At 65.8% G+C, this 11097-nt stretch carries 10 protein-coding genes, 1 tRNA gene and 2 pseudogenes; 9 read left to right on the top strand and 4 right to left on the bottom strand.

Features of this window, described 5'->3' with window-relative positions; translation table 11 throughout:
* Nucleotides 1–248 (top strand): annotated as a pseudogene (locus tag AC1DYN_RS29560) (SDR family NAD(P)-dependent oxidoreductase); the annotation flags it as partial.
* Nucleotides 249–299: 51 nt separating this feature from the next.
* Here AC1DYN_RS29560 and AC1DYN_RS29555 read toward each other — a convergent pair.
* Complete coding sequence (locus AC1DYN_RS29555; protein ID WP_477965847.1) at nt 300–1355, bottom strand: S1C family serine protease; 1056 nt, start codon at nt 1353–1355, stop codon at nt 300–302.
* A 213-nt stretch (nt 1356–1568) separates the two neighbouring features.
* Between AC1DYN_RS29555 and AC1DYN_RS29550 the strand changes: the two genes are divergently transcribed.
* The 3 genes from AC1DYN_RS29550 to AC1DYN_RS29540 are packed head-to-tail and all read left to right on the top strand — an operon-like array spanning nt 1569 to nt 4162.
* Nucleotides 1569–1988, top strand: a complete 420-nt coding sequence (locus tag AC1DYN_RS29550; protein ID WP_477965845.1) for a hypothetical protein — start codon at nt 1569–1571, stop codon at nt 1986–1988.
* Nucleotides 1989–1998: 10 nt separating this feature from the next.
* Nucleotides 1999–2889 carry a tetratricopeptide repeat protein gene (locus AC1DYN_RS29545; RefSeq protein WP_477965843.1) on the top strand — a complete coding sequence of 297 codons (891 nt, stop codon included), beginning with the start codon at nt 1999–2001 and terminating at the stop codon, nt 2887–2889.
* Nucleotides 2890–2905: 16 nt separating this feature from the next.
* Nucleotides 2906–4162 (top strand): ATP-binding protein, encoded by a 1257-nt coding sequence (locus AC1DYN_RS29540; protein WP_477965841.1) that lies wholly within the window; start codon nt 2906–2908, stop codon nt 4160–4162.
* A gap of 3 nt (nt 4163–4165) precedes the next feature.
* Here the strand turns inward: AC1DYN_RS29540 and AC1DYN_RS29535 are convergent, their stop codons facing one another.
* Nucleotides 4166–4759 carry a rhomboid family intramembrane serine protease gene (locus AC1DYN_RS29535; protein WP_477965839.1) on the bottom strand — a complete coding sequence of 198 codons (594 nt, stop codon included), beginning with the start codon at nt 4757–4759 and terminating at the stop codon, nt 4166–4168.
* Nucleotides 4760–4902: 143 nt separating this feature from the next.
* Here AC1DYN_RS29535 and AC1DYN_RS29530 point away from each other — a divergent pair.
* The 4 genes from AC1DYN_RS29530 to AC1DYN_RS29515 all read left to right on the top strand — a co-directional run bounded on the left by AC1DYN_RS29530 (nt 4903) and on the right by AC1DYN_RS29515 (nt 8529).
* Nucleotides 4903–4987 (top strand) — tRNA-Leu (locus tag AC1DYN_RS29530).
* 155 nt (nt 4988–5142) lie between these two features.
* Nucleotides 5143–6141 (top strand): tyrosine-type recombinase/integrase, encoded by a 999-nt coding sequence (locus AC1DYN_RS29525; RefSeq protein ID WP_477965837.1) that lies wholly within the window; start codon nt 5143–5145, stop codon nt 6139–6141.
* A gap of 355 nt (nt 6142–6496) precedes the next feature.
* Nucleotides 6497–7183, top strand: a complete 687-nt coding sequence (locus AC1DYN_RS29520; protein ID WP_477965835.1) for an ImmA/IrrE family metallo-endopeptidase — start codon at nt 6497–6499, stop codon at nt 7181–7183.
* Nucleotides 7183–8529, top strand: a complete 1347-nt coding sequence (locus AC1DYN_RS29515) for an ImmA/IrrE family metallo-endopeptidase (protein ID WP_477965833.1) — start codon at nt 7183–7185, stop codon at nt 8527–8529. The genes AC1DYN_RS29520 and AC1DYN_RS29515 overlap by 1 nt, the downstream gene beginning before the upstream one ends.
* 190 nt (nt 8530–8719) lie before the next feature.
* Here AC1DYN_RS29515 and AC1DYN_RS29510 read toward each other — a convergent pair whose 3' ends face one another.
* Nucleotides 8720–10678, bottom strand: coding sequence for a UvrD-helicase domain-containing protein (locus tag AC1DYN_RS29510; protein WP_477965831.1), 1959 nt, complete (start codon nt 10676–10678; stop codon nt 8720–8722).
* Nucleotides 10675–10911: a hypothetical protein gene (locus AC1DYN_RS29505; RefSeq protein ID WP_477965829.1), complete on the bottom strand. Its 237-nt coding sequence runs from the start codon at nt 10909–10911 to the stop codon at nt 10675–10677. The genes AC1DYN_RS29510 and AC1DYN_RS29505 overlap by 4 nt, the downstream gene beginning before the upstream one ends.
* 93 nt (nt 10912–11004) lie before the next feature.
* Between AC1DYN_RS29505 and AC1DYN_RS29500 the strand changes: the two are divergent.
* Nucleotides 11005–11097, top strand: a pseudogene (locus AC1DYN_RS29500) (XRE family transcriptional regulator); the annotation flags it as partial.

The raw sequence follows: 11097 nt of genomic DNA, 5'->3' as shown, positions 1-11097 counted from the left end.
GCGGACTGCCGCAGCGCGTGGTGCATGCGAGCGACGACACCGAGATGAAGATGGGCGACTACTTCGACCTCGCCGCCGACCTGTGCGGGCTGGCGCGGCCGCCGCGCATCACGCGCGAGGAGGCGCAGCAGCAGCTGTCGCCGGTGCAGATGTCGTTCCTGTCGGAGTCGCGGCGGTTGGACAACCGGCGCCTGCACGAGGAATTGCGGCTGAAGCTGCGCTACCCGACGGTGCGCGAAGGCCTGTAGCCCGGATGCCCATCCGGGATGTGTCGGACAAACCCCGGATTGGCATCCGGGCTACACGCCCAGCGATTGGGTGAGGGTCTTCATTCGATCGGTGGCCCGCGCCTTCAGCGTCTGCGTCTCGTCGTCGCGCTGCACGTCCAGCGTGACCTCGCGTTCCGGCGTGTTGCCGCGCCACAGCGTCTTGTAGAAGCGCTCCAGCCCGCCGACCGCGACACCGTCGATGCGCAGGATCAGGTCGCCCGGCTGCAGGCCGGCGGCCTCGGCGGGGCTGCCGCGGTTCACCTTGACGACGCGCACCTGGCCGTCCTGTTCGACGCAGTTCACGCCCAGCCACGGCCGGTGGCTCAGCGCCGTGCTGCCGCTCTCGCGCATCTCCTTCAGGATCGGCTTCAGCAGGTCGACCGGCACGAACATGTTGCCTGGCCTGCGCGGCGCGTCGGCACCCGCGGCGTCGGCGACGATCAGCGAGCCGATGCCCAGCAGCTCGCCATTGGCATTGAAGAGCGCGGCGCCGCTGTGGTCGGTGCGCGGCGGCGACGTGAACAGCGCGCTGTCGATGTGGTATTCCCAGTAGCCGGAGAACGCGCGCCGCGACACCAGCCGCGCGATGCTCAGCTCGCCCTGCCCGGTGGGCGTGCCGCCGCTGACGATCATCACCGGCTCGTCGACCGACAGCTTCGACGCATCGCCCAGCGGGGCCGGGGACAGGCGCAGCGGCGCCAGCGGCTGCAGCAGGCCGAAGCCGGTCGCCTGGTCATAGGCGACGACGCGCGCCGGCACCCGCCGCGCGGTGTCGAGCTGCAGGTCGACCTGGTCGGCCTCGAGGATCAGGTAGCCGATGGTCAGCACCAGCCCGTCGACGCCGATCACCACGCCCGAGCCGATGCGCAGCTTGCCCAGCGTCTCGGCCGAACTGGCGTGGCCGACCGCCTGCACCTGCACGCCTACCACCGCGGCGGCGGCTCGCGCCAGCAGCTGCCCCTGCTCCTGCAAGGTGAGACTGTCATCGCCCTCGGCGGGTGCCGCCCACGCACCCGAACACAGCGCCAGGGCGCCGAGCAGCAGCGCCGCTGCCCGCCTGCGCGTCGCATGAACCGTGTCGCCCATGGGAAGCCTCCGAGGCCTGATGTCGTCGATCGAGCATGAGCGCTTTGCGCCGGCCTTGCCCCGCACGGGGGCTTTCCGGGGCATGAAATCGATGCTGCACCGCATCGGCGGCGGGCAGGGCGCGTGCTAGAGTTTTGCGAGTTCCCCGACCCCCAGGCTTTGATGTCGCGCCGTCCCGATCTGTTGCGCCCCACCGTGTCCGAACCGGCGCAAGTGGCCCGCGCTCCCTACTCGCTGCAAACCGGTTTCCTGTCCGCCTTCTTCGGCGGGCCGTTCGCGGCCGCACTGATGCTGGGCCTGAACGCCTGGCGCCTGAAGCGGCTGCCGCGCGACGCTGCCTGGGCGCTGCTGATCGCCGCTGCCTTCACCGCATGGCTCGCCTTCACCCAGCAGACCGAGCCCGGTCTCGCGCTGCAGGCCCGGCTGGTCGAACTGGGCGGCCGCAACGCGATGTCGATCGCGGCCCGCCTGTTCGCGCTGCTGGCCTGCGTCGGCACCGCGCTGCTGCACCGGCGCGAGCAGCGCAGCGCCGACCTGTTCGGCCTGCAGCGTCCCAACGGCTGGGGTGTCGGCATCGCCTTGATCGTCATCGGCTGGGGCGCGAGCCACCTGCTGGCCTCCGCACTTGCCTGATCCCTTGCCCATGGACGCTGCCGAACCCCTCCAGCCCTCGAGTGCCGAGGCCTATGCCCGCCAGGTCGGCGAGCTGCTCGACCGCCGTCGCAGCGCGCAGGCGCGCAACCTGCTGCGCGAGGCGCTGGCGAGCTTTCCGGACGATGCCGACCTGCTGCTGCAGGGCGCGCGCGCCGACGCCCTCGAAGACCGCAACGCGTCGGCGATCGAGACGCTGCAGCGCGTGATCGCGCGCCAGCCCGACCACTTCGGCGCGCAGGCCTTCCTGCTGTCGCTGCTGACCGAGGAGGGCGAGCTGGCCGAGGCCGAGCGGCTGGCGCTCGGCCTGATCGCTGCGCACCCGCAATCGCCCGACCTGTACGCGGCCTATGCGCGCGTGATGCTGCGGGCGCTGCAGTTCCCGAAGGCGCGGGCGCTGGCGCAGGAGGCGCTGCACCTGCACCCGGAGAACGACTTCGCGCTGCGCGTGCTGGCGCTGTGCGACGTGATCGAGCTGCCGCGCGGCACCGACAGCACCGCGCTGCGGCGCCTGCTGGCCGAGCACCCCGAAGACCAGCACCTGCTGTCGCTGGTGGTGACGGCGCTGCTGCAGAACGGCGACCAGCGCGCGGCCCTGCGCGGCGCGCGCGAGATGCTGCGCCAGCACCCCGACAGCCCGCACTGGCTGAACCTGGTGCAGCAGCTGTCGGTGCAGAACCACTGGACGATGAAGCCGATGTGGCCGCTGCAGCGCTGGGGATGGACCGGCTCGGTGGTGCTGTGGGTCGGCGGCGTGGTCGGCCTGCGCGTGCTCGGCCAGGTGAGCCCGGCACTGGCCGGCCCGGCCAGCGTGCTGTGGCTGGGCTACGTCGTGTACTCGTGGGTGTGGCCGCCGCTGCTGCGGCGCTGGCTGTTGCGTTGATTCAAGGATTCCACCGGTGACCGATTCCCCGACCCGCCAGGCGCTGGAGCAAAAGCTCCTGCAGGCGCCGTTCGACCTCGAACTGCGCCACGACTACGCGAACCTGCTGCTCGCCGAAGGCGACACCGCCGCCGCGCTCGCGCAGGCCGAGCTGCTGGCCCAACAGCAGCCGGCGCAGGCCCGGCCGGTGCTGCTGCGTGCGCGCATCCTGCTGGCCGCCCGGCAGCCTGCCGATGCGCTGACGGCCTACACGCGGGCGCGCACGCTGGCCGGTTTCGAGAGCGACGACGCGCTCGAGGCGCTGGGCGCGTCGGCGCAGAGCAGCCGCGGCCCGCAGCTTCAGGTGGTGGGCGGGCGCGCGGTGTCGGCCGAGGTCGTCGCGATCCAGCAGGTGCGCGAGGAGAAGGTGCGCTTCACCAGCATCGTCGGCATGGAGGCCTTGAAGAAGACCATCCGGCTGAAGATCATCGAGCCCTACCTGAAGCCGGGCCTGTTCGAGCGCTTTCGCGCGCAGTCGGGCGGCGGCATCCTGCTGTACGGGCCGCCGGGGTGCGGCAAGACGATGATCGCGCGCGCGATCGCCAACGAATGCAACGCGGGCTTCATCTCGGTCGGCATCTCGGACGTGCTGAACATGTGGCTGGGCGAGAGCGAGCGCAACCTGGCCTCGCTGTTCGACAAGGCACGCGCCGAGCAGCCCTGCGTGCTGTTCTTCGACGAACTCGATGCGCTGGCGTATTCGCGGTCGAAGGCCGGCAGCGCGAGCTCGCGCACGGTGGTCAACGAGTTCCTCTCGCAGCTCGACGGCATCGGCCGCGAGAACCGCGGGCTGCTGGTGCTGGCCGCGACCAATATGCCGTGGGACGTCGATTCGGCGATGAAGCGGCCGGGCCGCTTCTCGCGCCAGATCTTCGTGCCGCCGCCCGACGCCGCGGCGCGCCAGGCGATGCTGGAGATCAAGCTGACCGGCGTGCCGGTGGACGGCGCGGTCGATTTCGGCAAGCTGGCGACGGCGACGGCGCACTACTCGGGCGCCGACATCGACGGGCTGATCGAGCTGGCCAAGGAATCGGCGCTGGCGACGGCCCTGGAGGCCGGGGCCGGCGCCAGCGAGCACGCGATGTCGGCGGGCGATTTCGATGCGGCGCTGGCGCAATCGCAGGCGTCGACGCTCGATTGGCTGCGCACCGTGCGCAACGTCGTCAAGTACGCCGGCGAGGATGCGAGCTACAAGGAGGTCGAGGCCTACCTGAAGGCGACGAAGCTGCTCTGAGCGTCAGCGGCGCTTGCCGAACGGCGGCTGCCCGCGCCAGTAGCGGATCATCAGCCAGCCGCCCAGCATGCCGCCGAGGTGGGCGAAATGGGCGATGCCCGGCAGCCAGCCGGTGAAGCCGAAGAAAAGTTCGGCCACGCCGTAGATGATGGCGAAGGTGCGGGCCTTCATCGGGATCGGCGGGATCAGCGGCATCATCACGCGCTCGCCGAACAGCATGGCGTAGCCCATCAGCAGGCCGAACAGCGCGCCGGACGCGCCGACCACCGGGAAGTTGGCCCCGGTCACCCAGCTCACCACCAACTGCAGGCCGGCGGCGCTCAGCACGCTGGCCATGTAGAACTGCAGGAAACGCTTCTGCCCCCAGAGCCGCTCGAGCTCCCAACCGAACTGCCACAGGCCGAACATGTTGAACAGCAGGTGGGCGAAGCCGCCGTGCAGGAAGGCATAGGTGACGATCTGCCAGGGCAGGAAGCCACCGCCGATCGGCCACAGCGCCAGGTAGCGATCGACCAGGAAACCCAGGACGATCTGCAGGCAGAACATGCCCACGTTGATCAGTATCAGGGCCTGGGTGACGGGTGGCAACGGAGGCATGCAGGGGATCCGCGGCAAGGGACGGGCGCCAAGGGTACCCGGTTTGGCGGCGAGGGTGAAACGCTGCCGCTTTCCCGTTCCGAACGGTCCGGAACCGGCGCACGGCGGTGGGCGTCTGTGGCACACTCTCAGCCCCTGCACCGGCCTCGGTGGCGAAATTGGTAGACGCGCGGGACTCAAAATCCCGTTCCGCAAGGAGTGTCGGTTCGATTCCGACCCGAGGCACCACCACCCCAATTTCGCCTACGCGAAAATACGCTGAACTCACCGATAATCCGCGCCAAACCTAGCGGTGCGGGTGCCTAGGGCTGGATCGAACGAGATCAAAAAGCAGCCTGAATTACGCCGCATTACGCTGAATTTACGCTGATGTGGAGGGAGTCATGGGGGCAGTTCGCAAGGCCGGCGATCGCTGGCGAGCAGAGGTGCGGCGGCGCGGCGTGTACGACTCGGAGATGTTCCGGACGAAGGCTGAGGCCGTTCGCTGGATGGCCGAGAGAGAGGCCGACATCGAAGATGGTCGCGTCGGCAAAGTGCCGCGCAAGACCTTGCGCGAGGCCTTCGAACGCTACGAGGAAACCGAGACCAGCAAGAAGCGCGGGTGGCGGGCCGAAAGCATTCGGATCGCGAAGTTCAAGGCGACGATCCCGTTCATCGACAAGCCGCTCACGGAGATCACGTCGGACGACTGGTCGACCTGGCGCGACTCGCTCGCAGCAGGAAGCGTCAATCGCAAGCCTCTCGCGCCAGGTTCGATCGCGCGCGACTTCAACGTGATCCGGGCCATGTTCCGCATCGCGCTGGATGAGTGGGGATGGCTCAAGGTGAACGTGCTGACTCGCGTCAAGAGCCCCGCGCCGCCGCCGGGCAAGGAGCGCGTGATGTCGCCGAAGGAGGTGAAGGCCTTGTGTGCGGCGCTTGGGTATACCGATGGCACGCCGACGACGCAATCACAGCGTGTGGCGCTGGGGCTGCTCTTTGCGTTGGAGACTGGCATGCGTGCCGGCGAGATCTTCGGCCTGCGCGCGAGCAACGTCGACCACAAGAATCGTGTCGCACACCTCCCGTTGACGAAAAATGGCCAGGCTCGCAACGTTCCTCTGAGTCGACGGGCGGTCGAGATCCTGGAACTGTCGGCAGGCGGTGAGCTGGCGTTCGGTCCTTCGGCGAGCAGCGCAGATGCGCTGTATCGGAAATACCGGCCGAAGGAACTCGTGGACATCACTTTTCATGCGTCGCGGCATACGGCCGCGACTCGGCTCGGTAGCTCAGGAAAGTTGACGCCCTTCGAGCTCTGCCGAATGTTTGGCTGGACCGACATGAAGATGGCGCTTCGTTACTTCAACGCGACGGCTGCGGACATCGCGGCGAAGCTTGACTAGGGGACCTCCCCTGCCATCAAGCCTGCGCTTCCGTCGGTCGGCTTAAGACTGATTGCAGTCAATCGCGTTCGAAAGAAGAGTGACTACGCTTCCCGGGACCGGCCGTTCGATCTTCGAATGAAAACAGGTGCTGGATCGAATGTGATGCGGTGAGTCGTGTGCCGCCGCCCAGAGGTTCCGATCGCAAGCCGCCTCACCGGTCGGTGATGTGAGTGATGCACAAGCGCAAAGGTGATTTGTACGGTAGAGGCGACCTCGCAGATCGCGGCAGACACTAGATGTGKGGTGCCAGGGTCGTTGACACGCTATATATTGTGTGTCACATTGGCCTTGTACAACACCCCGGGGTGCCTCCATGGACCGTCGGTCAATCGAACTCGAAGCGCGCAATCTGCTCGGCCGCATCTGGCGTAGCCAGGAAGAATTGTTTCCGCTTGGAGCGCCGCAGCCGCTGCACATGCTTGAGCCGGAGATCGCTGCCCGTCTCCTGGGATACGAACTGGAGTACGCCGAAGGGCTGGGGCGGTGGCGCCGTGGCGGCGCCGATTTCGAGATCGCCGGTCTGCTCGACCAGCAGCGCCACCTGATTCGCGTGTCGACGAAGTTTGCCTATCCCACCGTCCGCTTCACGGCGGCCCACGAACTCGGGCATGTGGTTCTCAGGCATCCCGGGCACGTCATCCACCGCGACCGGCCCGTCTTCGAGGTGCAGCAGAGGAGCGTTCGCGATCCCCAGGAGCAGGAAGCGGACTACTTCGCGGCATGCTTGCTGGCACCCGCTCGCTTGCTCATCGATGCGTTCAAGGCACGTTTCGGCATGGGGCCGCCTTTGCCGTTAAACGACGCTGTCGCCTTCAACCTGTGCGGTGAGTCGGCGCACGCGCTGATGCGGGCTGGCCCGGATTCGTTGAAATTCGCCGCCATGGTCGCCAGTACGAGGCGCTTCAACGGGCGTCACTTCCGGTCGCTCGCAGAAATGTTCAACATCTCGGTGAGCGCTATGGCCATCCGCTTGCAAGAGCTTCACCTCGTCGAGGACTGATGAGCAGCGTTGCGATTGGCGATTCGTTGGAGGTCGCGATCCAGAAGCTGTTCCAGGAACAGATCGACGCGGGACTATTCTTCTCGAAGGACTGCTGCAAGGTCTTTCGCAAGAAGGGCTACTACTCCAAGGATCGCGAGGCGAAGATCGTCTTCGACGTGTCGATCGAGATGTATATGCCTGGAGCGACCGAGTACTCGATGCTCTGGCTGATCGAGTGTAAGAACCTGAGCAGGTCCGTGAGTGTTGACGACGTGGAAGAGTTTTTCGCAAAAGTGGACCAAGTCGCTGGTGCGAACGGGAAGGCGGTGCTAGCGAGCAATCGCTCGTTCCAGTCGGGTGCGAAGACATTTGCTAAGTCGAAAGGCATGGGGCTATTGCGCTACTTCGACCCGTCGAACTTCAAGTGGGAACTGCGACGTTCGTCCTCAGGCGGTGCGAGAAACACGAATGCCGAGTATGCCGATGCTGGCCTGTCGATAGATGAGTACGTCAGCACTGCGTTTGACCTGTACATGCAGTCCCCGACGCGAGCGACAAACTCGCTTCGTGATTTTGCCGAGGATATGGCGCTCGATTCGGCCATGTCACACGCTGCGATCGCCGCGCTGTTCAAGGGCAAAGGCAGGTCATTCGCGCAGGTTCCGTTTCTGGAGGCAGAGGATCTGGAAGCGAAGGCGGACGAGGTCTTGGGCGACGTGGGTTACACATCAGGCCTGGTCTCGTTGCAGGACATTTGCGCAAAGCAGACTGCCGCTTGCGGGTTGGTCGTCGTGTCCGGCGTCGCGCCCGGCGACACAGACGACCCAAACCCCGTGCTGGGTAGGATTCGCTTTGAGCCGTTGGAGATCCAGGTGTACGCTCAGGTACATCCTGGCCGCGAGCGCTTCACGCTGGCGCACGAGCTTGCGCATCACCTGTTAGGCCACGGGTCGTATATGGCGCGAGAGTCGTCTGATGAACAGGACTTCGTGCTCAAGAGGAAAGGTCTTGTGCAGGGAACCGACATCGCGCGCATGGAGTTCCAGGCGAACTACTTCGCGGCTAGCTTACTCATGCCCCGCCTGAGTTTTGTCGATGACTTTCGGATGCTCATGCGCCTCCTCGACGTATCGGATCGCGGGTTCGGCCCGCTCTACGTGGACAACCAAGACTGCAACCTGCAAACCTTCAGGCATGTGACGGGTCAGTTGATGCAGCGCTATGGGGTATCGCATGCCGCGGCGACCATTCGGCTGGAGAGCCTTGGCCTTCTGAAGGACGCTCGTTCGTCACAAGGGCCGAAACCGCTCCAGGCTGCGTTTGCGAACGAACCCTCGTGGGCAGTGAATCGCGAGCGGCCATAAGTCTGTGGCGACGACCGGTTGTCCGGGTCGCACTGAAACCACGCGGACCGGATCGGCAGAACCGCTTTTCGCCACCACGGCGCCTGGGCGGCGTATCTCCGGCTCAAACCTGCGAGAGGGCTCTGGCGTCGTTCGTCATCGGGTATGAGTAGGCGCCCGTTGTGAAGTTCTCCTGGCCTGACGCGAAGTCCTAAGGAATCTCCAAGACTTCTTCCTGGGCAAACCAGCCGCTCTCGTGCCGTGCGAACTTCAGCGCTTCAGTCGGGTTCTCAGCCCACAAGACGAGCGCCAGCGATTCACGAGCCCGGCTGCAGGTAACGTACAACAGTCGCAGGCTCCGATCGATCGTCGTCTCTTTGCCGGCCTGGACGTTGTCCAGATCGCGCTCTCCCAGCCCAGTTGCGCCAAACAGCTTGTCGTAGGAGATTTGATTGCCACCGGACTGTTCGTCGTCCATGACCACCATGACGTGCGTGAACTCCGACCCCTTGACCACTTGGTGCGTGGCTAGTTCGGAGTTGCCGGCCAGGTAGCGCCGGTACCGCTCCAGCTCGGCCCATGGCGCTTTGAACAGCGCGCACCATCCCCTCCGCCGTCGCGCGTCGTCCGTCTCGGTTTCCTTGCGCGGTATCGGCGCAGCCGGCGGCGGCGTCTGGTCGACAAACTGCTGCAGCAGCCGAGCGTCCACCTTGAACACCTGCGCCTTGATGATGGGAGCGACGACATCAGCGACGATGGCGTCTGGCTTGACGCATGCCACGCCAAACGCCACGACGGCATCATGCATTTCTTCGGTCCGCGCAATCCGCTGATCAGCGTCGGCCGGCAACTGCTCAAGGCAGCCGGCGCGCCGCAGCACTTCGGTGGCCGCGAAGTCGTTGACGCACCCGTCCGCGGCGACACTGGCCGCGAGCTGCGCGAGATCGTGTAGCACCAGCCGAGCGGCCGAGGGTCCAGTGTTCTCGCCCCTGCCCGACGGTGCCGCGGCGTTCGGGTCGATGAGCGTCATCGCCGCGTAGACATTCAAGAAGTCGCCGCGGGCCGCAACGAGCTTGTGCTCTAGCGCGAGCGACTGGAAGCCGCCAGGTGTCGCCCATGCGTCGCTCTTGGTCGCCTGCTGCATCTGCGTCGCAATCCAGGCTTCCTTCTGACGTTTTTCTGGTGTCGAGAGGGATGTGCTCCCGATGAACAAGCGCACCGTGCCGCCAGTCTTCTCAGTGCGGTGATGCTGTTCGACGCCTGAAGGGGGCTGTGTACGACCCTCCAGCTTTGCCGCCCAGATTCTATTGATGAGCTGAACAACTCGCTGCTGGCTGCGGTGGTTCATCTTCAGCTCGGGCTTGGCCCAGCCGAGAGGCACGAGGCCGGGCAAGTCAGAGTGCCCGTCCATGTAGATGCGCTGGCGGTGATCTCCGATGAGGCCGAGCGTCAGGCCGCTGCCCCTGGGCTCTGCCAGTTTCATTAGCGCGTCCAACACCGACTTCATCGTGTCCTGGGACTCGTCGATCAGAATGATAGGGTGGCGGTCCTGCAGGATGGTTCGCAGCGTCGGCCGGTTCAACAGCAGCCAGGCCGTGGCGTCCAGCACTTGGCCGTGCTGCATGGCACCTTCACCGTAGGTGTCCTTGTCGGGGTGGTAGATGAATGTCGGCACGCCCTTCAGGGCTTCTATCTCTGCTTCGATCTCGGCGAATTTCCTGCGATCTGTATCACTGGTGCCCCTTACCTTGGCCGCCGCCTTGGTTTTGGCCTCTTCGAGCTGCACCGCCTTGTCGGCAATGAGCGCCTCGCGGATGTCCTCGTCAAAGCCGCCGATCAGTTCCCAGCAAAACGAGTGGATGGTCGAGACGGCGACCAGGTCGTTGCTGCCCAGCCGGCCGCTGATGACCGCAACGGCGTTCTTGGTGTACGTGACGACGCGGATCGACCGTCCATAGAGGCGCAGGCGGTGGGCCATCCTTCCGCCGCGCTCGTGCGGCACCACGCCGGTCAGTCGGCGCAGCACTTCGACCAGCGTGCGTGTCTTGCCCGAGCCCGCCCCCGCGAACAGGAAGAAGCTCTGCGGGGGCTGCTCCGTCAGGTACCCGCAGATTTCTTCGACGACGCCAGCGTCGCGGTCGTTGCCTTCATGGACGACGGCGCCGGTCATGGCGTCACGTTTTCGGCGGGATCGAGTTCATCCTGCAGCCAGGTGAGGGCGTCGGCGATGTACTTCGGGCATGCGACGTTCTCACCGGCCGCGACGCGCTCAAAGATGCTTGCCGCGAAATCGCCCTTGCTGAACGAATCGCGCATCAGCGCGTGCAGGGCCTTCAGCAGGTCCACGTGGGTGGCAGCGCCTGCCACGACCTCGGCCGCTTCGGCCAGTGTGTTGATTTCCATCCAGAACTGACCCACTGAGCCCGAGGATTTCCATCCAAAACTGACCCACGCAAGAACCCTAACCTGCTGCTTTTGGTGGCAGGGAGCGAAGGAGTGATTGACGTGGCGACACTGAGTGTCATCAGGCGCTGGGCACTGCGCGAGCAACTGTCCATCCGAGAGATAGCCCGGCGCACGGGCCTGTCT

The organism is Rhizobacter sp. P2_D12, from assembly GCF_056404395.1.
Note: the sequence above shows the minus strand (reverse complement) of the source record. Positions and strands in the feature narration are given on the sequence as shown.